The 23738-nt window shown below is 35.1% G+C and carries 23 protein-coding genes; 21 read left to right on the forward strand and 2 right to left on the reverse strand.

Features of this window, described 5'->3' with window-relative positions; all coding sequences use genetic code 11:
• Positions 1–117 precede the first annotated feature (117 nt).
• The gene (locus tag HMPREF1135_RS01995) at positions 118–336 is read left to right on the forward strand and encodes a hypothetical protein (RefSeq protein ID WP_007591422.1); all 219 of its coding nucleotides are present in this window, start codon (positions 118–120) and stop codon (positions 334–336) included.
• Positions 327–485 carry a hypothetical protein gene (locus HMPREF1135_RS13895; RefSeq protein ID WP_156804095.1) on the forward strand — a complete coding sequence of 53 codons (159 nt, stop codon included), beginning with the start codon at positions 327–329 and terminating at the stop codon, positions 483–485. The genes HMPREF1135_RS01995 and HMPREF1135_RS13895 overlap by 10 nt, the downstream gene beginning before the upstream one ends.
• 210 nt (positions 486–695) lie before the next feature.
• Here HMPREF1135_RS13895 and HMPREF1135_RS02000 read toward each other — a convergent pair whose 3' ends face one another.
• Both HMPREF1135_RS02000 and HMPREF1135_RS02005 read right to left on the reverse strand, forming a co-directional pair.
• Entirely contained in the window at positions 696–1013 is a 318-nt protein-coding gene (locus tag HMPREF1135_RS02000; protein ID WP_007591427.1) for a type II toxin-antitoxin system RelE/ParE family toxin, read from the reverse strand.
• On the reverse strand, positions 994–1266 hold the full coding sequence (locus HMPREF1135_RS02005) for a type II toxin-antitoxin system Phd/YefM family antitoxin (RefSeq protein WP_007591429.1): 273 nt from the start codon (positions 1264–1266) through the stop codon (positions 994–996). The genes HMPREF1135_RS02000 and HMPREF1135_RS02005 overlap by 20 nt, the downstream gene beginning before the upstream one ends.
• Before the next feature lie 209 nt (positions 1267–1475).
• Here HMPREF1135_RS02005 and HMPREF1135_RS02010 point away from each other — a divergent pair, with 209 nt between their 5' ends.
• The 19 genes from HMPREF1135_RS02010 (at position 1476) to HMPREF1135_RS02100 (ending at position 23704) form a co-directional block, all read left to right on the forward strand.
• Entirely contained in the window at positions 1476–2075 is a 600-nt protein-coding gene (locus HMPREF1135_RS02010; protein ID WP_007591430.1) for a type IV toxin-antitoxin system AbiEi family antitoxin domain-containing protein, read from the forward strand.
• Positions 2076–2155: 80 nt separating this feature from the next.
• Complete coding sequence (locus tag HMPREF1135_RS14105; protein ID WP_007591432.1) at positions 2156–3022, forward strand: hypothetical protein; 867 nt, start codon at positions 2156–2158, stop codon at positions 3020–3022.
• Between the two features lie 366 nt (positions 3023–3388).
• On the forward strand, positions 3389–3925 hold the full coding sequence (locus HMPREF1135_RS02020) for a hypothetical protein (RefSeq protein ID WP_007591433.1): 537 nt from the start codon (positions 3389–3391) through the stop codon (positions 3923–3925).
• Positions 3926–3963: 38 nt separating this feature from the next.
• The gene (locus HMPREF1135_RS02025) at positions 3964–4167 is read left to right on the forward strand and encodes a hypothetical protein (RefSeq protein ID WP_007591434.1); all 204 of its coding nucleotides are present in this window, start codon (positions 3964–3966) and stop codon (positions 4165–4167) included.
• Positions 4142–5254: an anaerobic sulfatase maturase gene (locus HMPREF1135_RS02030; RefSeq protein ID WP_007591436.1), complete on the forward strand. Its 1113-nt coding sequence runs from the start codon at positions 4142–4144 to the stop codon at positions 5252–5254. Before HMPREF1135_RS02025 ends, HMPREF1135_RS02030 begins: the two co-directional genes overlap by 26 nt.
• Before the next feature lie 186 nt (positions 5255–5440).
• A complete protein-coding gene (locus HMPREF1135_RS02035) occupies positions 5441–6514 on the forward strand; it encodes a LacI family DNA-binding transcriptional regulator (RefSeq protein WP_007591438.1) in 1074 nt (357 codons plus the stop codon).
• Positions 6515–6598: 84 nt separating this feature from the next.
• Positions 6599–7927 carry an ABC transporter substrate-binding protein gene (locus HMPREF1135_RS02040; protein ID WP_007591439.1) on the forward strand — a complete coding sequence of 443 codons (1329 nt, stop codon included), beginning with the start codon at positions 6599–6601 and terminating at the stop codon, positions 7925–7927.
• A gap of 130 nt (positions 7928–8057) precedes the next feature.
• The gene (locus HMPREF1135_RS02045) at positions 8058–8966 is read left to right on the forward strand and encodes a carbohydrate ABC transporter permease (RefSeq protein WP_007591440.1); all 909 of its coding nucleotides are present in this window, start codon (positions 8058–8060) and stop codon (positions 8964–8966) included.
• 13 nt (positions 8967–8979) lie between these two features.
• Positions 8980–9864, forward strand: coding sequence for a carbohydrate ABC transporter permease (locus tag HMPREF1135_RS02050; RefSeq protein ID WP_007591442.1), 885 nt, complete (start codon positions 8980–8982; stop codon positions 9862–9864).
• A 13-nt stretch (positions 9865–9877) separates the two neighbouring features.
• Positions 9878–11281 (forward strand): sulfatase family protein, encoded by a 1404-nt coding sequence (locus tag HMPREF1135_RS02055; RefSeq protein WP_007591443.1) that lies wholly within the window; start codon positions 9878–9880, stop codon positions 11279–11281.
• Entirely contained in the window at positions 11278–13284 is a 2007-nt protein-coding gene (locus HMPREF1135_RS02060; protein WP_007591445.1) for a heparinase II/III family protein, read from the forward strand. Before HMPREF1135_RS02055 ends, HMPREF1135_RS02060 begins: the two co-directional genes overlap by 4 nt.
• A 21-nt stretch (positions 13285–13305) precedes the next feature.
• Positions 13306–14511, forward strand: coding sequence for a glycoside hydrolase family 88 protein (locus HMPREF1135_RS02065; RefSeq protein ID WP_007591447.1), 1206 nt, complete (start codon positions 13306–13308; stop codon positions 14509–14511).
• A gap of 34 nt (positions 14512–14545) precedes the next feature.
• Positions 14546–15334 carry a hypothetical protein gene (locus tag HMPREF1135_RS02070; protein WP_007591448.1) on the forward strand — a complete coding sequence of 263 codons (789 nt, stop codon included), beginning with the start codon at positions 14546–14548 and terminating at the stop codon, positions 15332–15334.
• Positions 15335–15474: 140 nt separating this feature from the next.
• Entirely contained in the window at positions 15475–16584 is a 1110-nt protein-coding gene (locus HMPREF1135_RS02075; protein ID WP_007591449.1) for an Mbeg1-like protein, read from the forward strand.
• A gap of 180 nt (positions 16585–16764) precedes the next feature.
• Positions 16765–18042 (forward strand): O-acetylhomoserine aminocarboxypropyltransferase/cysteine synthase family protein, encoded by a 1278-nt coding sequence (locus HMPREF1135_RS02080; protein WP_007591450.1) that lies wholly within the window; start codon positions 16765–16767, stop codon positions 18040–18042.
• 78 nt (positions 18043–18120) lie between these two features.
• The gene (locus HMPREF1135_RS02085; RefSeq protein ID WP_242824834.1) at positions 18121–18420 is read left to right on the forward strand and encodes a DUF3800 domain-containing protein; all 300 of its coding nucleotides are present in this window, start codon (positions 18121–18123) and stop codon (positions 18418–18420) included.
• 224 nt (positions 18421–18644) lie between these two features.
• Positions 18645–20141 carry a carboxypeptidase M32 gene (locus HMPREF1135_RS02090; protein WP_007591452.1) on the forward strand — a complete coding sequence of 499 codons (1497 nt, stop codon included), beginning with the start codon at positions 18645–18647 and terminating at the stop codon, positions 20139–20141.
• 215 nt (positions 20142–20356) lie between these two features.
• A complete protein-coding gene (locus HMPREF1135_RS02095; RefSeq protein ID WP_007591453.1) occupies positions 20357–21793 on the forward strand; it encodes an alpha-L-fucosidase in 1437 nt (478 codons plus the stop codon).
• Between the two features lie 24 nt (positions 21794–21817).
• A complete protein-coding gene (locus tag HMPREF1135_RS02100; RefSeq protein WP_007591454.1) occupies positions 21818–23704 on the forward strand; it encodes a beta-N-acetylhexosaminidase in 1887 nt (628 codons plus the stop codon).
• The last annotated feature ends 34 nt before the right edge of the window (positions 23705–23738 follow it).

The raw sequence follows: 23738 nt of genomic DNA on the forward strand, positions 1-23738 counted from the left end.
CAGAGCTGTAAACTTAGTTGATTATTAACAGTACTGCAACTCCCGGTTGCCGAATTACATAAAAATCCCGAATATATGACAGTACTCAAATGGTAGTATTAAAATGAGATTAATTAAGTGGATAAATGGATTGATATTAATTTATTGGATAAATACCCGGAAGCCACAGACAGTATGATTAATGAGGCTCTGGATATGTGTATGGAACAGGTGAAGAATAATTTACCTGCATTTGAAGAATATTTTCCTGCTGCAAACAGTGAGGGGGATTTTTATACACAGGGTATTAATACCGACTGGACAAGCGGTTTTTGGACAGGAGGGGTGTGGAAATGAATGTGAATACTGAAAATTCGTTTTCCATTACGGAAGCAAACAGGAACTTTTCTTGTGTAGCTCATTCTGCATCTGATGAAGATATTATTGTGCTGTCAAAGCTTATTATTGAAAAAAACCGAGAGGCGTATGAGGTGCTTGCCAAATGATCATTCTCTCAAAAGAACAGACTATTATTCTACACAATCAACCGATAGCTGAAATAGGAGGTTCTGAAGGCGTCCGAGTTAAGATGAATATGGAGCTAATATTAAAATGATATACAAATGTGTTGTCCTGAAATAAAGCATAAGAAAAGACATATCACAGACATGAAGATAGATAAAAGCAGCTACCCGGATGAGGACAGCTGCTTAAAATTATCTCAGCAGATTATCAATATTGCGTTTTGCGTACAGCACTCTGCGGACTTCCATGGTGTCGTCTATAACCACATAAAAGACAGAAAAGTTTCTTATATTGATACGGTAATACGGATATGGTCTGTTCTTTGAGGTTGGATACGGAGCAAACGCAAGAGGTGTTTCTAACCTACGGTTGATTTCTATTTCTATATCATCCACTAATCGAAGCGCTACTTCCGGATTATTCAGGTTATTTGAGATGTAGTCTGTAATCTCTATCAGGTCAGCTTCAAAGAGAGGAAGAAATGACAGCTTATACTTTTTCATGCTCATTGATCCTGCTCCTTACTTTTCCAAAGACCTTGGAAGCAGAATAACGGACGTCAGATTTTTTTGCGACTTCATCTGCTTCATCCAGTTTATGCTCGATGCCGTCTGTGAGTGCAGAATATTGTTCAACACTCATGATAACCATCGTTCCATAACCGTTTTTAGTAAGGAAAACAGGTGCGTTCGAATTAACAACGGTCTCTTCAATTTCCGAAAACTTATTTCTAAGATCAGATATAGGGCGAATATTAATCATAATGCCACCTCCTTTATATCATTATTTTATCATAATTTTATCATGCAAACAATATAGAACGATGGAATTTACTACCAATGATTTCAGAGTAAAACGCTGTGAGGTCACGTGTGCTAAATAGTCAACATCAGACAGTGCAGGTGATTTTGTAAAATTGACTTTTGTTCTTATAAAAACTATAATTTAAGAACAAAAAGGTGGTAATGGAAATGAGTAAACGGGAGCTCCTGTTAAGAAAAATAAAAGAAAATAATGGGATTATAACTACAAAAGAAGCCTTAAATATTGGTATTCATAAGGATATGCTAAAAGAATTAACCATAAAAGAAGAACTTGAAAAAATAGCCAACGGACTTTATGCACTTCCGGGTGAGAATATCGATGAGTGTCTTTATTTCTCATACAGAATACCCAAAGGTATTTTTTCTCACGAAACAGCAGCGTATTTACAAGGATTATCAACAAGAATGCCTCTTGTTTATGTGATGACTGTAAAGGTAGGAGATAATGTCAGCAGAGTTAAGTCGGCAAGAGATAATATTATTTTTAAGTATGTAAAAATAGATTATTATGATGTTGGTAAAATAACCATAGCCGATACTTTTGACAGAGAAATATCAGTGTATGACAAAGAAAGAACTATACTTGATATTATCAAAGACAAGGGCAGAATAGATGCACAAGTATTTAGCGAAGCAATAAAATCTTACTTTGCAAGTAAGGAGAAAAATTTATTAAAACTTTCAAAATATGCTGTTAAGATGAATATGGAACAAGCTTTAAAACGGTATACGGAGGTGCTGTTATGAAAACAAATGACGATACTGAATAATTTTAAAGAAAATGATAAATTTAAGAATGGTGTATATAAGAAAAAGGAAGTGAGACTATGACAGATAAATCTATACCGTTAACTGTTGCTACAATGACTAAAGAACAACTTGATGCAGAGCTTAGGAAAGGTTATGCTTCTATAAAAGAAGGAAAAGTATATTCTGCAGATGAAGTTGATACCTTACTTGCAACAGAGTTTGGCATATTAGATATGAGGTATAATAAACTTACCAATTTGATTCCGATAATAAATCCGGGTTTGAGTGGAGAGAGTGGAATTAGAGCGGCTATTTTATATAGAATTTCTCCAAGCTCTGAAATCGACTCATGTGAAACGGTTAGAAAGTTGCATAGGCATTATTATGGAAATGATATACCAAAATCAGCAGATACTATATTTAATGCTTTTATTCCCTTTTTAGATTTCTGCCGTTCAAGGGAATTTAAATTGGGAATTTATAAAAAAGGTAAATCAAAAAAAGATGAGCTTGCATTGATTCTATTAAATTTAAAATACATATTTTATGGTTATGGTGATTTGAAAGCATTGTTTGACAGGTTTTTTGATTTAATGTATTCTTTTTCGAATTTAATGCCTGTACCGAAATATTTTAATGGAAGTGCCTATAAAAAAGGTAAAGGTACATGGGGTCTAAATAATGATTATCCATCACTTTATTATCAAAATCTAAAAGATAAAAATTCACAAATTTATAATGCTGAAGAAATGAAACAATGGCTTGATGGAGTAATGGATAAATATAGAATAAGGGAAATGTATGAGTTGGATCCGCCATACCCGATATCGGAATACTATGGCCATGATGATAAAAAGTTAAATAATTTGGTAATATATATTGAAAAGGCTATTAAATTGATAGAAAGCAGATTTAAGCAAGGTTTTCCAATCGATATAGTCTAAAGTAATCTAAAAGAATGCCGGAAAGTTTATAGTCTTTATATACTCGGATTGACAAGCACCGAATAAAAATCAGGTATTAGACGTATATTCAGCTTTAAAAAAGAGGTGTATAGTAGTATAGGTATTAAAATTGGAAGTTATAAAATACCGGAATTTCAGTAGGTAAAGTTACATACTTTCATTAAAAAAGAGGATATAATAATTTTATATTCTGTAGCGGATCAGCCTGCATTATATTAGGTTTTATTGATATCATATAAGTATACTGGTGTAGATGTGATAAACTAAAGCTATTTATAATATATTTAAAACTGCCGGATTTAGCTATTAAATAATAATGTACTTATAACTTACTCGGGAGGTATCATGAAAGTAATTATTATGCGTCATTCAAGAGTAAAATATATATGGAAAAAATGGTATACCTCAGATGAATTTAATAAAGCCTGCAAAGAATACGATAGCTCTTTTGTCGAATACACTGAGCAAGATTTACCGTATTTTAATCATAAAAATATTTATATAAGTACATTGCCCAGAAGTAGAGAGACTGCTATAAGTATATTCGGACAAACCCACCTTAGACAAACAGGATTGATAGATGAGGTGCCTTTAAGGTCAGCTTTTGATTCAAAAATTAAATTACCTCTGTGGTTTTGGAATTTTGCAGGACGGATTCAGTGGCTTTTTAACATTGGAAGACAGATTGAAGGAAGATTGATTACAAAAAAACGTGCAAAAAATTTTGTAAATATACTTTGTAGGGATGGGGAAGACGCTATAATCATAACACATGGATTTTTTATGCATACTTTATTGAATGCCTTTAAGGATGAGGGTTTTAGGTATGAAAAGTCAAATATACATTATAAAACCGGAAGTTATGTTGTGGTAGAGAAATAATTATTACAATAGTTTTATGAGAAAATGGAGGTGCTACTATGACAGATAAATCTATACCGTTATCTGTTGCTACAATGACAAGAGAGCAACTTGATGCAGAGCTTAAGAAAGGTTATGCTTCTATAAAAGCAGGAAAAATATATTCTGCAGATGAAGTTGATAAATTACTTGAAAAAGAGTTTGACCTGAAACTCACACCAACAAAAAGGAGACTACATGCCCCCAATAACTGTTTTAATTAAGCCTGCATCAGGTCTATGCAATATGTCTTGTGAATATTGTTTTTACTGTGATGAGGCAAGTAAGCGTTTGCAAAATTCCTATGGATTTATGTCTGAAAAGACTTTGAAAAATACAATCAGAAAAACCATGCTTAGGGCGGAGGGGAGTATACATTATGCTTTCCAGGGAGGTGAGCCGACCTTATGTGGTATTGATTTTTTCAAAAAGGCATTAGCTTATCAAAAACAGTACAATAAAAATAATATAGAAGTAACTAATGCCCTTCAGACAAACGGTTTTGCCCTTACAGATGAATGGTGTTCTTTTTTTAAGGAAAACAATTTTTTAATAGGTTTGTCGGTAGACGGTACAAGAGAAATACACGATTCTTATAGACATACGAAAACAGGAGACGATACTTTTGACAGAATAATAAATTCGGCAAATCTGCTTGATAAGCATAAGGTGGATTATAATATTCTTACAGTGGTTACATCTAAGTTGGCAAAGAATATTTCAGATATCTACAGATTGTATAATAAGCAGGGATGGAAGTACCAACAGTACATAGCATGTCTTGATCCGATAAATGAAGTACGTGGAGAAAAGCTTTATTCCTTAAGACCAAAAGTTTATGGAAAGTTTTTAATTGATTTATTTGAGCTGTGGTACAAAGATTATAAAAATGGAAAAGATCCATACAACAGGCAGTTTATAAATTATATAAATCTCGCAGGAGGATATATGGCGGAATCCTGTGAGCAGAATGGAGTATGTGGTATTCAGACGGTAGTGGAAGCTGACGGAAGTGTTTATCCATGTGATTTTTATGCTATGGATGAATATCTCCTTGGGAATTTCAATGAAAATAATATGGATGATATCAATAAAAAGAGGTCGGAAATCGGCTTTATAGAAAAGTCTCTTAAGTTGGATAATACTTGCAAAGATTGTAAATATTACAAAGTATGCAGAGGCGGATGTCAGCGCAATAGAGATTTAAATCTTGATACAAGATTATACAGTAATTATTTCTGTGAAGCATATAAGATATTTTTTGATGCTCATTATGATAAAATACTTGAAATATCCGATAGTTTAAGATAAATATGATTATATTCCGGATGCAAATAAGGCATATTCTAAAGTAAAAATCATTTTATACAATATAAATAAAAATATTGACATTAAAGTGATTTGGGTATATACTTACCACATAAGTAAACGGTTACGCAAACGATAATTTAACTCAATATCCGGCTTTGATTTTAAAAGATTGGAGAAAGATTATTTATGAAAAAAGCTTCAGAAAAGGTAACCATAAAGGATATATCAAAAGAATTGGGTATATCGGCTGTTTCGGTTCACAGAGCACTTAGAGGAAAAGAAGGGATAAGCAACGAACTTCGTTCTAAGATTTTGGAAACGGCAAAAGAAATGGGGTATGTGGAAAATTATGCTGCAGCCTCAATAAAAAGAAAAACAAGTAAAGTTGCTGTAGTGCTTCCAAAGGACAAATGGGAGAAAAAGATTTATTTTGATTATTTATGGCTTGGCATTAACAAAGGTGCACAGGAGCTTAAAGGACTGAATATAGAAATAAGTCCTTTTGTATGTGATAACGAAGAAGAGCAACTTGCGCAGTTAAAAGAGATTGCCGATAAGGGACCAAATGAATATGGCGGCGTTATTACAATTTCTTTCACAAGAGCATCTGAGGTACTCATGCAGTTTCAAAGGATGTTGGCAAAGGATATGAGAGTGCTTGTTATAGACGATCATATCGAAATTCCTGAAGGTCTCATCAGCATTCCGCCAAGAGAAATACAGGTGGGTAAAGTGGCAGCCGAGCTTGCAGGGCTTATTACTCAAGGTAACGGAAGAATACTTGTTTCTTGTGGACGTAAAGATTCAAAGATACATGAGGGACGTTTGGAAAGCTTTTGTAATTATATAAAAGAAAACAAACCGGAATTGATAATAGAACTTGTAACAGGATATACAAGAAATATGGATCATAGAGGCGAACTTTATAAAAATGCCTGTGAGGCGCTTGATAAGTACAGTGATATATGTCTTATATATGCACTTACCTCTCATGATAACAGGGCATTTGTTGAAGCACTTGAAAAACATGGTAAGAATAAAAAAGTACCTATAATCGGTACCGACTTAAATGAAGAAACCTTGGAATTTTTAAAAGAGAAGAGGATGTCGGCGGTTATAGACCAAAATCCTTATGATAAAGGATATATGGCTTTTAAGATTATGGTGGATTGCTTAATAAAAAACATGTCTGTACCTGATGTTATACCATGCAGAATTGATATCGCTCTTGAAAATAATGCGGATCTCTGTGCGGATTGAATTTTTTAGAACTATATTTGCTGTTTTCCAAAGGGGAATACAGTTTAATAAAATATGTGAATATACATATTCAAGGAGGATTATATGAAGAGAAAGTTTTTACAAAAGGTTGGAGTTGCAGTAATTTCCGGCGCAATGATTATGTCGGTACTGGCAGGTTGTGGTAACAATTCAGCCAAGGAAAGTACTACAGCAGCTCAAGCATCAAGCGAGGGCACAAGCGGTGAGTCAAAGGATGGTGAAGCTAAAGGACCTGATTACAGCGGAGTTAAGCTCGTATACTGGTCAAACTGGGAAGCTACAGAGCCGCAGGGAATTGTTATCGCCGAGGCTATAAAAGCTTATGAAAAAGAAACCGGTGTAGAAATTGAGGTAGAGTTTAAAGGACGTAAGGGAATTAAAGAAGGTTTGATTCCGGCACTTGATGCAAAACAGCAGGTTGACTTCTTTGACGGACAGGGAAATAAGAGCAATTACGGTGATCGTATTATAAGTCTTGAGGATCTGGTTAAAGAAAGTGATTATGAGTCTCGTTCAAACCCTACAATGATGAAGCTTTTCAGAAGCTATAATGAAGGTGTGCTTAAAGAGATTCCATATCAGTTCAAGGCAAACGCTTATTTTTACAATAAAAAGCTGTTCAAAGAGGCAGGTATTGAGAAGGTACCTACAAACTGGGATGAGTTCCTTGCAGTATGTCAAAAGCTTAAAGATGCCGGAATAACTCCGATTACAACTGATGATGCATATGTACCACAGGCTTTCGGTATGCATCTTGGAAGACTTGTAGGAAGTCAAGGTTTAAAGGAAACAATTAACAACAATGAGTGGGACAGACCTGAAGTTTTACAAACAGCTAATGACTTGGCAGAGCTTGCCTCAAAGGGTTATTTCTCAGAACTTGTGGCTTCAAATGTATTCCCTACAGGACAGAATACAGAATTTGCTACAGGTAAGGTTGCAATGTATGCTGTAGGAACATATGTTGTTAACGAAGTTAAAAATATTACAGGACCTGATTTTGAATGGGGATTTTTCGGATATCCTGAAGTTAATAACGGAATTAACGGCACAGAAGCTATGATGATCGGTGGACAGAGCTTTGCTATTACTTCAGTATGTAAGAATAAAGAAGCTGCATTCGGATTTATTGAGAAGATGACAAGAGGCGAATATGACGAGAAGCTTGCTAAGGAAAGTATAAGTCTTCCCGCGGATTCACAGAATCCTTCATGGCCTGAGCAGTTGGCTGATGTAAAGCCATACTTTGAGAACTGCACAGAGATCATGGGTGGTGCGGAAAGCAATCCGGAGATCACACCGGCATTAAAGGAGAACTTAATTAAGCTTTACTCAGGTAAGATTACAGGTGCTGAATTTGTTGAAAATATGAAAAAGGCGGCAGGAAAATAAATTCTAAATGAATGAAAGAGGGCAGGTGGGTAACGAGGTCGTTATTTGACCTGCCTTTTTAAATAATTACTGAATTTAAGATAATAAGCTAAAAGCCGGGCTCTTGCCTGTTTCAGAAGGGAAAATATTTATGAAACGCAATAAAAGTATGATTTGGGCATTTACTATTCCCGGAACAATATTGTTTCTTGGAGTATTTATTTACCCGATAATAAGAACCGTAATTATGAGCTTTTTTACGATAGTGGAAATTACGGATCCGATAAACAAATGGGAATTTAGAGGCTTAGGAAATTACGTAGATTTGTTTAATGCCCCATTGTTTATACAGTCGCTTATCAATATAGCGAAGATATGGACGATTGGAGGTATAGTTACACTTTCAATCTCTTTATTGATAGCTATCATTTTGACAAGCGGAATAAGGGGAAAGGGATTTTTTCAGGCGGCAATATATTTGCCGAATGTAATCAGTGCGGTAGCTATGGCTACAATGTGGATTCAATATGCCTTTAATTCCTCCTATGGATTTTTTACAACATTTTTTAAAATGATCGGTTTGGAGAGTCTGGCAAAAATACAGTGGCTGGATGCTGAGCATAAATTCTATGCACTTTTATTTTCTTACTGCTTCGGAATGATAGGACATCATATGCTTATATGGATTAGCGGAATTGAAAGAATAAGTAAGGAATACTATGAAGCATCAGGCATAGACGGTGCAAATAAGGTCCAACAGTTTTTTCATATAACACTGCCTCTTTTAAGAGGAATTTTAAGAACAAATATTATTATGTGGTCAATAAGTATTGCAGGATTCTTTATATGGTCACAGCTTTTCTCACCTTTAACCGCAGATACATCAACAGTGGTTCCTATGGTTTATATGTATACCAAAGTATTTGGAGCTGAAACTGCCGATATGATTTCTCGTGATGCCGGTGCAGGTGCGGCAATAGGTATAATTCTTTGCGCTTTGGTAATAATTATATTTAGAGTTGCCAATAGAGTTCTTAAAGATGATGATTTGGAATTTTAAGAAAGGTTAGATTATGAAAATGCTGAAAAACAAAGAAAAATCCGCACCTTTTAACTTGTCAAAAGAGATTAAACTGTTACCCGGATATATAATACTGATACTTTGGGTTGCTTTTACTGCGGTGCTTTTAGGTTGGGTAGTGGCTGCAAGTTTGTCTACTACTGCAGATATATTTTCAGGAGATATTTTAGGATTTAAAACAGGACTTCATTTTGAGAACTATGTTAAAGCATGGGTATCATCAAATGTTTCCGTATTTTTTGTAAACTCACTCATTTATGCGGTTTTATCCTGTGTATTTATTATTCTTGTATGTGCTCCATATGCCTATGTTTTGCAAAGATTTGAATTTAAGGGAAGAAAATTTCTTACCTCCGCATTGGCAGGAACTATGGGTGTTCCTCTTATAATGGTAATAATACCTTTGTATACATTGGTGGCAGGAGCAGGTTTACTTGGTAATGCTTTTTCAAACAGGATTGTACTTATAGTTTTGTTTGTAGCTATAAAGGTACCTTATACAACTACATTTCTTATGGCATACTTTGCCAATATTTCAAGTGCCTATGAAGAGGCGGCGGCTATAGACGGATGTCATCCGATAAAAGCTTTTTGGATGATTGTGTTCCCACTGGCTCAGGGTGGAGTTGTAACGGTAACAATTTTTAATTTCATAGCAATATGGAATGAATATTTCCTTTCACTTTTATTTGTAAATTCAGAGAAACTAAGACCTGTAGCCCTTGGATTATTCTCAATGATAAACGGAATGAAATACAGCGGTGACTGGTCAGGTTTATTTGCTTCAGTAATAATTGTATTTATTCCTACATTTATACTCTACATCGGACTTTCAAAGAAGATTATCGGTGGAATAACCGGAGGAGTGAAGGGATAGGAAGGATAGCAATATGAATTTATTGTTTGTTTTTGCAGATCAATGGAGAGCCGGAGCGATGGGATATGCAAAGGAAGATCCGGTTAAAACTCCGAATATGGATAATTTTTGCAAAGAGTCAACCTATTGCGACCATACTTTCAGCACTTTTCCGGTTTGCTCTCCTCATAGAGCCGGTCTTATGACCGGAAAATATCCGCTGTCATCGGGATTTTTTACAAACTGTAAGAAGGGATTATCTTTAAGATTAAAAGATGAAGAGATTTGTGTAGGTCAGGTACTGAAAAAATCGGGTTATGAAACCGCATATATAGGGAAATGGCATTTAGATGAACCTGAGCAAAATATCTGTGAATTTCCAAAGTCAGGTGCAAGAGATTGGGACGCATATACTCCTCCGGGAGTAAGAAGGCATGGGTTTGACTATTGGTACTCATACGGTACTTATGATATGCATTTATCTCCACATTATTGGCATGACAGTGATGAGATGATTAAGGTAAACAAATGGTCACCTGAGCACGAAACTGATAAGGCGATAGAATATCTGTCAAAAATAAGAGACAAATCAAAGCCTTTTGCCATGTATATATCTTGGAATCCTCCACATAGTGTATACAGTGAAGTTCCGGATGAATACTTAAAACTGTACAATGATGTGGAGTTAAAGGGAAATGTTATCTTTGAAAATATTCATCATCATACCGGTGAAAATGCCGCAATGAGTGAAGAAGAATTAAGGCTCACTACAAAGCAGTATTATGCTGCTATAAGCGGTCTTGACAAGCAGTTTGGAAGATTGATTGACTATCTGAAAGAAAATAATCTGTATGAAGATACTCTTGTAATCTTGTCGGCGGATCATGGGGATATGATGGGCTCACATGGACTGATGGGCAAGCATGTCTGGTACGAGGAATCAATAAAAATTCCTTTTGTAGTACATGTACCGGGAAACAATAATAAGAGATGTTCTACATGTATGGGAAGTCAGGATATGATGCCTACGGTTTTGGGACTTTTAGGTTGTGATATACCGGAAACAGTTGAAGGCGAGGACTGTGCCAAATTTATTAAAGGTGATGAGAATGAGGATAGGGTAAGCTTTATTATGGCATGCCCCGGCAGAGCGGATTTTGTAGAAAAATTTAAAAAAGCGGGTAAGAATCCTGCCGAGTATGGATGGCGTGGTGTTAGAACAAGAAAATATACCTATGTTATGGAGCTGGGTTATGATGTTATCTCTAATCCAAAAAGATATCTTTATGATATACAAAATGATCCGTTGCAGAAAACAACTATTGATTTAGAACTCGAAGAAAATAAACAGCTTGCAGTGAACCTTGAAGAAGAAGTTATTAAATGGCTGAAGCGTCAAAATGACGGTTTTTGTAAAAACTGGAACAGTGAACTATGAATAATATAGATTTGTTGTGGGATGATTTTAAAGAACATTTTGCATTCAAAAAAGATGAGTATAAAAAAATTGCGGATTTTTGTAACAGTAACTGCAAAGATATGAGAGATATTGTTCTTCAAACCGCAGATGAACTTACAGAGAATACATTTCTTTTCAGATTACCCTGGGATATGGAAGCTACAAATGAACCGGTAAATTTTGGTGAAAAAATAAAGTGGAATTACTCCTTTAATGAAGATGAAGAATTTATTTTTCAATTAAACAGACACAGGTATTGGATATGTCTGGGGCAGGCGTTTTGGATCAAACAAAATGATATATATGTAAAAACCTTTCTAAATCAGCTGCTTAATTGGATAAATGAAAATATCGATATTGAAAATGCCGACTCAAAAGTTTGGAGGACACTTGAGACAGGTCTTCGTACAGACTACTGGGTAAGGGCAATGTCCTTTTTCACATCTCATCCTCTTATTACGGATGAAATAAAAGAAAAGTTTTTCATGGCATTATCTGTACATGCAAATCATTTGGCCACAAATCCTAAAGAGGGATTTTCAATAAAAAGCAACTGGGGAGTAATGGAGTATGCAGGTTTATATGTACTTTCACAGGTGCTCAAAAACGATGATTATAAAAAGAAAGCTATTTATTTTCTGAAGATGGCGCTTCATACACAGATACATGATGACGGAATGCAATGGGAAGCATCTCCAATGTATCATAATGAAGTCTTGGATGCATATTTTGAGGTTTTAAGAGTTGCTAAGCTTTATAATGACGAAGTTTTTTCGGAAGATGAAAAAAATATTATAAAAAATATGGCCTTTGCTACTTTATATCATACTTATCCAAATCGTCATCAAATCTTGACAGGAGATTCGGACGATACCGATGTAAGAGATCTGTTAAGCAGGGCGGCATTATTGTTTAAAGACAGTTCGCTTAAATTTGCAGGATATAAGGAGCTTGACTTTGAAAGTGCATGGCTTTTTGGAACTGAGGGAATAGTATTCTATGGAAAATTAGAAAGAAAAAGACTTTCCGGAGGCCTTGTAGCATGCCATGAAAGCGGTGAAGCGATATGGAGAGACTCTTACAATGAGAGTTCAGACTTTATTTATTTTAGAAACACAAGCCTTGGTGGAGGGCACGGACATCAGGATAAACTTCATATGGAACTTTGGTTTGACGGTAAGGCAATACTTAGGGACAGCGGACGTTTTACATACAAAGATGTAGAGGAAAGATACAGACTTAAGGGGAGTAAGGTTCACAATGTACCCATTATAAATAACAGTGAATATGCAGAGTGCAAGGATTCATGGATTTATAAAAGTTTACCTCCTTCCATGGGAAATACTTTTGTTTTTAAGGAAAACCATCTGTTATTTGAAGGCTTTCACTGCGGATATATGGATTTGAATGTGCTTCTTAGAAGGCGTATTGTAGCACCGACATCAGATATCATTATCATAAGTGATGAAATTATAGGAAATAAAGAAAATGACTTATTACAGCATTTTGCATTCGGAAATAATATTAGTTTAAAAGCAGAAAATAATGTGATAATAGGGCAAGGAGAAAAGTGTGAATTCAGTATAATTAGCTTTGATGAAAGAGGTGAGGTATTACCTGAAATTACTACTTCGCCACTTTCAAGACATTATAATCAAATAGAAGAAACCGCTGCTCTTAAAGTAAATACAAAAGGCTCTTACTTTTTAACTACAGTGATTGTAAAAAGCGTGGAAAACCGGAAAATAGAGATCGTAAAAGAAGATGTATACAATTTTGCCTATGAACTTATGCTTTCAAATGATACAGCTCAAGGATATGTGATTACAAGAAATGAAGAAAAATACGGGGTAGTTCTTATTAAAAATGATGTCGGGAATCATAGTGACTTAAACGGTATAAGAGGAGTATATGGACTCGGACAAACTATGGTTGCCGAATTACATAAAAATCCCGGATATATGACAGTACTCAAATGGTAGTATTAAAAGGAGATTAATTAAGTGGATAAATGGATTGATATTAATTTATTGGATAAATACCCGGAAGCCACCGACAGTATGATTAATGAGGCTCTGGATATGTGTATGGAACAGGTGAAGAATAATTTACCTGCATTTGAAGAGCATTTTCCGGCGGCAAACAGTGAGGGAAATTTTTATACACCGGGTATTAATACCGACTGGACAAGCGGATTTTGGACAGGTGAAGTATGGCTTTCATATGAAAATGCCAAAACTGAGAAGGACAAAAAAATTTTTGAAACAGCAGGGAAAAAACAGGTAGATTCTTTTTTGGAGAGAATAAATATAAGACATTATATAGACCATCACGATATGGGATTTCTTTATATACCGTCCTGTGTGGCAGCTTACAGCCTGATTTCCTATGAAAATGCAAAGGAGGCGGCAATAAAGGCGGCAGATCAGCTTTGCAGCAGATATCGTCCTGAAGGTAAGTATATACAGGCGTGGGGAGAAATGTGGGCAAGAGATAATGCCAGACTTATAATAGACTGTATGCTGAATGTGCCGCTACTCTATTGGGCTAGTGAAGTGACAAAGGATGAGCATTATGCGAAGATAGCTAAAAACCATATCCTTACTACGATGAAGCATATAATAAGAGATGATGATTCTACCTGGCATACGATATTCTTTGATCCGGATACCGGAGAATTTTCTCATGGTGCTACCTGTCAGGGGTATAAGGATGCCAGCGCATGGGCCAGAGGACAGGCATGGGGAATTTATGGAACCGCCATTGCATATAAGAATACGGGAGATAAGGAATATATAAAATATTTTGAGAGAGTATCAAAGTATTTTTTAAAACATCTGCCGAAAGATCTTTGTCCATATTGGGATCTAAGTTTCGGTGACGGAGATGAAAATGAACAGCCAAGAGACTCATCATCAGCTGCAATAGCTGTATGCGGATTTTTGGAAATGAGTAAATATCTGGATGAAGAAAGCAAAGCTTACTATACTTCAGTTGCAAAGAAAATTATGTATTCTCTTATAAAGAACTATCAGGTTAAAGATAAGAGTATATCAAACGGTCAGCTTTTACATGGAACATATGCAAAGAAAACACCTTATAATACCTGTAAAAACAGCGGAGTAGACGAGTGTGTAATTTGGGGAGATTATTTCTTTATGGAGGCTCTTACAAGACTTTCAAGACCTGATTGGAAAATGTATTGGTAGTAGCAGCAACTTTTGTACTTTAATAGGAGTAGATATGATTAAACTGAAAATAGTAGGTAGGGGAGAGATAGAAAGAGCCTGCGGCTTTGAGGGAGATAATAAAGCGGAGCTTGTGTATTGCAGTGAATACATGGATGGAGACAGAATAGTACTTGATACGGATAAAGCCGGGAGGTATTGTGTCGTACGTTTTGAGGACAGTATGAGAGAGGCATTTATCTATATTCCGGGCAGGAGCATTGAATTTTTTATTCCTCCTGCAAATAACAGACCGAATTATTCACCGAAGAGCTTTACAGGAATGATCCATTATATTGAGGCAAGATATGCTACCGATGAGGAGATAAGTAAAGTAAAAAACCTTGCGTTAAATGTTTATGACCAACACGAGAATAATACATTTTATCCTCATGCATCAGCTAATGTGGAAACCAGAGGTGAGGCGGTATTTGCGGCAAGAAATGCGATAGACGGAATGTATGCAAACTCCTCTCACGGTAAATATCCTTATCAGAGTTGGGGTATTAACAGAGATCCTAAAGCGGCTCTTACCTTAGATTTTGGAAGAGAAGTACTTGTAAATGAAATAAGACTTACACTGAGAGCCGATTATCCCCATGATAATTACTGGGTAAGTGCAGATATTAATTTTGATGACGGCAGCAGTGAAACTCTAAAACTTGAGAAATCTGAAAAGCCACAGTGTTTTTTGATAAAGGAAAGAAAAATAAAAAGCCTTGTGCTTGAAAAGCTTATAAAGGCGGAGGGAGAATCTCCGTTCCCGGCACTTACGCAAATTGAAGTCCGGGGAGTTGAGGCTTGATTGTAGAAATTTAAAACTTTTTAAATGTAAGAGTGGGTTGATTTTAACCCACTCTTATTTGTAAATAATAACAATAAGTTGTATCATTGTATTATATAAAATAAAAGTTTAATCATATAATCAAAGAGGATAATATAAATATGGAATTATTGGACTATTTAAAATGGAGAAATGATATAAGCTTATCGGTATCACCTTTTAATGATATAGATAATGTAATACTGTCATATATATCTTATATGAATTTTGATGAGTTGTTTTCTGATACTGAAGGTATATACGGTATTGAAGAAGTACTGAAGATATTTTGTGAGAAATATTCTTTGGATGAAATAAGAGATAAAGGACAATTTACAGAGAGAGCGCCTCTTTTACTTGAACAGATGGTAGCGGGGGAGCGATTTAGAGAAACAAGGATCGGATATCACAGAGATATTTTTGATAAAGAAAAGGTCAAGCAATTTTCAGCAGTTACATTCTTTCTGCCTAACGGAACAAATTATATAGCCTTTCGTGGAACCGACAGTACAATAACAGGCTGGAAAGAAGATTTTATGATGAGTTGTATGTCTGAAACGGAGGGAGCAAAGGAAGCACTTGATTATTTAAATGATATATCAAAGCTGATTAAAGGTGATTTTATGCTTGGCGGACATTCAAAAGGTGGAAATTTTGCAATGTATGCGGCAGCTTTTTGTAATGATGAAGTAAAGAAGTGCATTACTAAAATATATAATAATGACGGCCCGGGATTTAGGGAGGAGATCATTAATACGGAGGAATATAAGCAGATTGTTAATAAAATATACAGTATAGTTCCGCAAACCTCCATAATAGGACAATTACTTTCAAACAACAGTAAGCAAAGAGTTGTAAAAAGCAGTGCAAACGGTATTTTCCAGCATGATGCTATGACATGGGAGGTAATGAGAGATGAGTTTGTTGAATCAAAACTTGATAGCCTAAGTAATTTTGTAAAAATAGCATTGGGATCATGGCTTGAAAAAACAGATGATGAAACAAGAGAGTCTTTGGTTACTACAGTGTTTGCCCTTATTGAAGAGACGGAAGCGAATACGTTTAAAGAATTTGGAGTAAACTTATTTAAGAATGCAGGGATAATTATAAAGAGTCTGGCAAAACTTCCAAAGGAAAAGAGGGATGAATTGATAAGTGCATTTAGCAGTGCATTGCAGGCAGGTGGGGAAACGGTTATTGATAATATATCTATAAGTAAAAACAAAGAATAAAACAAGTATTATAAATTTGAGCTCTCTTACTTGCATTAAAATATTGAATATTGTACACAGATAGAAACATTATATTTGATATTATCACGATAATAAAGTATACTCATTTTTGTACGGAGTAAGGGATGCGTACCTGCATAAAATACTACGAAATATGTGTATATAAAGGAGAATAAACTAATGTCAAAATACAATATAAATACAATCTGTGTACAGGGCGGTTATGAGCCTAAAAATGGAGAACCCAGAGTGGTTCCGATAGTTCAATCTACAACCTTTAAATATGAGTCTTCACAGCAGATGGGAGATTTGTTTGACTTAAAGGATACAGGATATTTTTATTCAAGACTTGCAAATCCTACAAATGATGCCGTGGCAAGAAAGATTTGTCAACTTGAGGGCGGTGTAGCGGCCATACTTACATCATCAGGTCAGGCGGCAAACTTTTATGCCATACTTAATATAGCAGGTGCGGGGGATCATGTTATAGCTTCTTCAGCAATATACGGAGGAACATATAATCTTATAGCCAACACAATGAAAAATATGGGTATCGAGTCTACATTCGTGGATCCTGATATTTCAGCGGAGGAACTTGCTACTAAATTTAAACCGAATACAAAGCTTGTATTTGGCGAGACCATAGCAAATCCGGCACTTAGAATTTTGGATATTGAAAAGTTTGCAAAAGCTGCACATGAGCATGGTGTACCGCTTATAGTTGACAATACATTCCCTACACCGATATTTTGCAGACCTTTTGAATGGGGCGTTGATATCGTAACACATTCAACATCAAAGTATATGAACGGTACTGCCAATGCACTCGGCGGTGTTGTGGTAGACTCCGGAAACTTTGATTGGACTAAGTATAAAGATAAATATAAAGGTCTTACAACTCCTGATGAAACTTATCATGGAATAGTGTATACAGAAAGTTTCGGTAAGGGGGCATACATTACAAAGATGACAACAAATCTTATGCGTGACCTCGGAGCGATTCCTTCACCTCAAAACTCATTCTATCTTGGAGTTGGACTTGAAACATTGCATTTAAGAATGCCGAGACATTTTGAGAATGCACTTGCTATTGCAAAGCACCTTGAAAAACATCCTAAGATATCATGGGTATCATTCTCAGGACTTGAAAATGACAGTCAGCATGAGTTGGCTAAAAAATATCTTCCAAACGGCTCATGTGGAGTTATATCATTCGGAATAGCAGGAGGCAGAGAAGCGGCAGTTAAGTTTATGGACTCTTTGGAGCTTATTGCAATCGTTACTCATGTGGCGGATGCAAGAACCTGTGTACTTCATCCTGCATCTACAACACATAGACAGATGAATGATGATGAACTGAAAGCGGCAGGAGTATCACCTGACCTTATCAGAATGTCTGTTGGTATAGAAGATGTCAGAGACTTAATAGCTGATATAGAGCAGGCTTTGGAGAAATAAATTTAAGAGATTAATCTCCAAAATGTTGTATAAAAATTTTGATATAATATTTCATATATGAATACTGTGAAAGGAGGAATGCTGTTTGGATATTTACAGAGTGAAGATTGTATTCTTCAACTGGATGAGAGAAATGAAAAAACAGAATCTAAGTATTTTTTAGAAAATTACTTAAACACAGAATTGTCAATGAACGGTACAACAAGTGGAAAGTTTGCTGTCCAATATTTTGATTCTGCAAATAATAATATAATTCAAATAGCAGATGTTTTTGCGAATTTATATTATTCTCATATGAAAACAGGTGGTTATAAAGAGGATATTCAAAAATTAAAAGATGCAAAAATATTAAAGTGTTTATTTAAATTTCCGGTATAAATAAAGGTATTATATTGACATGGTTGATTGCTTATGCTAACATAGTAACATCAACAGTAAGTCCTCTTTGAGTGCCGTTTTCTAGGTAAACGTCATGTGTTGGCGTCACTATTAGGCTATTGATTATTTTTAAGACTTAAGATCAGCTAAAGAGGCTGGTCTTTTTATTTTATAAATAGTGTAGCAATTGTAAAATTTGTAAATGTTTTTAAAGAAAGGAAACTATGACTACAAAAGAAAAATTAAAAAAATATCAGGACTGGTTATTTAAATGTTCTGCATACCAAATGGCATTAAATATTATAGGAATTGATAAGCAGACAGTTGCACCAAGTGCAGGAGCTGCTTATAGAGATGAGAGATCTGCTTATTTGGCAGGAGAACTCTTCAGCTTGGAAACAGATCCTCAGATCATAGATATATTAAAGGACTTAAAAGATGATCCTGAGGTAAGTGATGAAGACAGACGTGCTATAAAGCTCTATTATAAGAAGGCATTGGATACAGTTTGCATACCTAAGGAAGAGTTTGTGGCTTTTAAAAAGCTTTGTGACGAGTCATTTGATGCGTGGATACTTGCAAAATCAAAGGCCGACTATTCTATATTCGAGCCTTATTTGAAGAAAGTAATAGAGAGCCAAAAAAAGTTATACGGTTACAGAAGCAGCGATAAGAGCATTTATAATCAGATGCTTGATGATTATGAGCCGGGTATGGACGAAGAAAAATATGATGCGTTCTTTAATGCTTTAAAAGAGAGATTAGTTCCGCTTATCGGTAAGGTAACAAAGGCAAAGCAGATTAACGAGGATTTTCTACATCAAAGCTTTCCTATTGAAGATCAGAAAAAGTTTATGGATGATTTACTGAAGTATGTACATTTTGATCCTTCTTGGGGTTATCAAAATGAATCTGAGCACCCGTTTACTTCCTGGACTTGTGAGAATGATTGCCGTACAACTACAAAATATATAGAAAATAATGTAGCTTCCGCAATACTTTCAACGGTACACGAGGTCGGACATGCATACTACGAGCACAATATAGACCCGAAGTATGACGGAATGATTTTGTCAGAGGGTGTATCATCAGGAATGCATGAGTCACAGTCACGTCTATGTGAGAACTACCTTGGACGTACTATGGCTTTTTGGAAATATAATTATCCTAAGTTACAGGCATATTTCCCTAAGCAACTTGGAGATGTAAGACTTGAAGATTTTTATAAGGCAATCAATGTTTCAAAACCGTCATTTGTTCGTACGGAAGCGGATGAACTTACATATCCTTTGCATGTTTTGATTCGTTATGAGATAGAAAAGGGATTATTTAACGGTACTATTTCTACAGAAGGACTTGATAAGACATGGAATGCAAAGTATAAAGAGTATCTTGGAGTAGATGTACCAAATGACAAGCTCGGTATCTTACAGGATGTACACTGGTCAGACGGAAGTTTCGGTTATTTCCCAACCTATGCACTTGGAACAGCATTTGCGGCACAGTATGTACATGCAATGAAAAAAGATCTGGATGTAGACAATTTACTGGAAAATAATAAATTTGATGTAGTAATGAATTGGTTAAAGGAAAATATTCATACATACGGTTTCCGTTATGAGGCGCCTGAGCTTATGAAGATGGTAACCGGTGAAGAATTTAATGTAAATTATTTCCTTGATTATATAGAAGAGAAGTATACAAAGTTATATAATTTATAGAAAAGTATTAAAGACATATCAGTATAAACGGGTATGTCTTTTTTAGTGGGCTCATATAAAATAATCTCACAAAAGATAAAGCTTTTATAAAAATATAAATAAAAAATGATTTAAATTAATGTTTAAAAATGATATTATCGTCTATAATATGATAAAATTTATAGACAGATAGCTTTAATAAAGAAAAATTTATATAAAGTACAAGGAGAGAGATAATGAGCTATATCGGAATAGAAGAAGATATAAGACTGATCAAGGCAGTTCCAAGTGAGAGACAGCTTACATATGAAAAAATGGAGTTTTTTTGTTTTATTCATTTTACAGTAAATACTTTTACAGGAAGTGAATGGGGTGACGGTAAAGAAGACGTATCCATTTTTAATCCTACAGAACTTGATGCAAGGCTATGGGTAAAGACTGCTAAAGATGCCGGTATGAAGGGATTGATTCTTACCTGCAAACATCATGACGGTTTCTGCCTTTGGCCGTCAAAATATACGGAACATAGCGTAAAGAATTCACCATACAAAAACGGAAAAGGTGATATAGTTAGAGAAGTGTCGGAAGCATGTAAAGAGTTTGGACTAAAATTCGGTATTTATCTTTCACCATGGGATAGAAATAACAGTAGCTATGGAAAAGGAAAGGAGTATGATGATTACTATGTAAATCAGCTTACAGAACTCTTGACAGAGTATGGTGAACTCTACACTATCTGGCTGGACGGTGCTTGTGGTGAAGGGGCTAACGGTAAGATTCAAAAGTATGATTGGAACAGATATTACAAAGTAATGCGTGAACTACAGCCTAATGCAGTTATTTCTATTTCCGGACCTGATGTAAGATGGTGTGGAAATGAGGCAGGTGAAGTCAGAGAAAGTGAATGGAGTGTTGTTGCAAAAGATATGACAGATCCGTCAATTACAGCCGAATTAAGCCAGCATGAAGATAATGAAGAATTTAGAGACAGACCTTTGGATGAGACTCAGTCAGATCTTGGAAGCAGAGAGCGTCTCAAAAATGAAAAAGAACTGGTGTGGTATCCGGCAGAAACAGATGTATCCATTCGTCCGGGCTGGTTTTATCATGAAGAAGAGGATAATAAAGTTCGTTCATTTGAGAATCTGAAAGACATATATTTAAAATCAGTTGGTGGAAATACAGCTCTTTTATTGAATATTCCACCTATGAAGAACGGAAAAATTCATGAAAAAGATATGGCCATCTTAAAGAGATTGGGTGAGTTTATAAATGATACATTTAAAAATAACCTTTTAAAAAATGCATTGATTAAGACTGTTCCTGAGCATGATTGCAGAGGTAATTCGCCTGACATGATGCGAACAGATGATTATAATACATATTTTATGAATAAAGAAGGTGATAATAAATTACTGATTGAAATAAAATTTGATGAGTGTAAGAAACTGAATTATTTAGTTTTAAAAGAAGCAATAACCTTCAGTCAAAGAGTTGAAAAATTCAATGTGTATTTTAACGATGAGTCAGGAAAAAAAATAAAAATTTTCGAAGGAACAACTATAGGATATAAGAGAATTATTGATTTAAAAGGTACTAAGACTGATAATCTTACTATAGAAATTGAAGATTCCAGGGTGGCACCGGTAATGTCTTTTGTTGGAGTATACTGATAAAATAAACGAGGAGTATGAGTAATGAAAATCATATGTAAAAATTCCGGACTTTTAGAAGAAAAATTAAAGACCGGTACAAGAATACTTATAGATGAATATAAACAAAGTACCGAGCAGTTGGATATTAATGTAGAATTTTGTGAAAGCGATGAACTTTCGGTAAAAAAAGAAGGAAATGATATAAGTATTATATGTAAAGAACTGTCTCATTATTACAGAGGGCTGACAAAGATACTTTGTAATTTAGATAAAAACACATATGAAAATACGGAGAAGGCATATTTTGAAAAAAACGGTGTTATGCTTGACTGTTCAAGAAATGCTGTATTTAGAGTAGAAAAAGTGAAAAGCATTATTCGAGTTCTGGCAAAACTTGGAATGAATGTGCTTATGCTCTATACTGAGGACACATATGAGGTAGCTGATGAGCCTTATTTTGGAATATATCGAGGAAGATACACAAAAGAGGAAATTAAAGAGATAGATTCATATGCTTCTGTATTCGGGATTGAACTTGTGCCATGTATTCAGACATTGGCACATTTACATAATGCCCTAAAATGGCCGGGGAAAGAGAACATCAAGGATTCAGTGGATATCCTGGAAGTAGGAAAAGAAGAAACATATATTTTTATTGAAAAATTGCTTCGTTCTGTAAAGGAGAGTTTTTCTACAAAGCGTGTACATCTTGGAATGGATGAGGCTGTTTCTCTGGGTCTTGGAAATTATCTTAAAAATAACGGATATGAAAAGAGTTCCATATTAATAAAGAGACATTGTAAAAAGGTCCTTGATATATGCAAAAAGTTGGACTTAAACCCTATGATGTGGAGCGATATGTATATAACAGCAAACACAGGTAAGGGATATTATGACATTGATGACAATGTTGATTGTAGCCTTTGGGAAAAGCCTGAAAAAGAAGTTGGACTTGTATATTGGGACTATTATCACAATGACGAAAAGATATATGAAAAGATGTTGAAAGTTCATATGCAAATATCAAATAATGTAATTTTTGCGGGAGGGTCATGGGTATGGAACGGAATAGCTCCAAACTACTCAAAAACTTTTGAATGTACAATATCGGCACTCCAAACATGTAAGGAGTTTAAACTGGATGAAGTACTATGTACTGCCTGGCTTGATAACGGTGCAGAGACACCTATAGATGCGGTTTTGCCGGGAGTTGCTTTATTTGGATATTTGGGCTTTCATAAAAACTATGACAGTAATGAGTTTAAAGAAGAATTCAAAAATTGTTGTAGCGGATATTTAGATGACTTTATGGTACTTGACAGATTTGATTCGCTTTTCCAAAAAGAAGAGTCAAATCAAGCTGCAGAAAATCCTTCTAAGTATCTACTTTATCAAGATCCTCTGACAGGGATATTTGATTATCATGTAAAGGAATCCGCTGTAGATACCAAGGCTTATTATGACAGCTTAAGATTAAATGTTATGGAAAGTGAAAAGTACTCTAAAAAATACTTGGAACTGTTTTCATATTATGAAAAACTGGCAGAGGTTTTGAGCATAAAAGCGGATTTAGGGGTACGCATAAAAACTTCATATGAAGCAAGTGATTTGTATACATTAAAAACTATCTGTGAAAAAGAAATTCCTGATGCAATAGAAAATCTTAAAGTTATGAAAACTCTCAGAGAAGATTTATGGATGAGCGATGCAAAGCCATGGGGATATGAGCTTATGGATGTAAAGCTTGGCGGAGTCATCACAAGATTAGAAAGTACAAAAAGAAGAGTTTTAAATTATTTGGATGGGAAAATACCTTGCCTTGAAGAACTTGAAGAGAAAAGATTACCGTATTTTGGGGATAAAGCAGATAAACGAGAAAATCGCTGGAGCCAAATAATCAGCGGATCGGATTTAGTGGATACAATATAAAATACGATAACAAGTTAGAGAGCAAATAAAGGGG

Source organism: Lachnoanaerobaculum sp. OBRC5-5, from assembly GCF_000296385.1.
GTDB lineage: Bacteria > Bacillota > Clostridia > Lachnospirales > Lachnospiraceae > Lachnoanaerobaculum.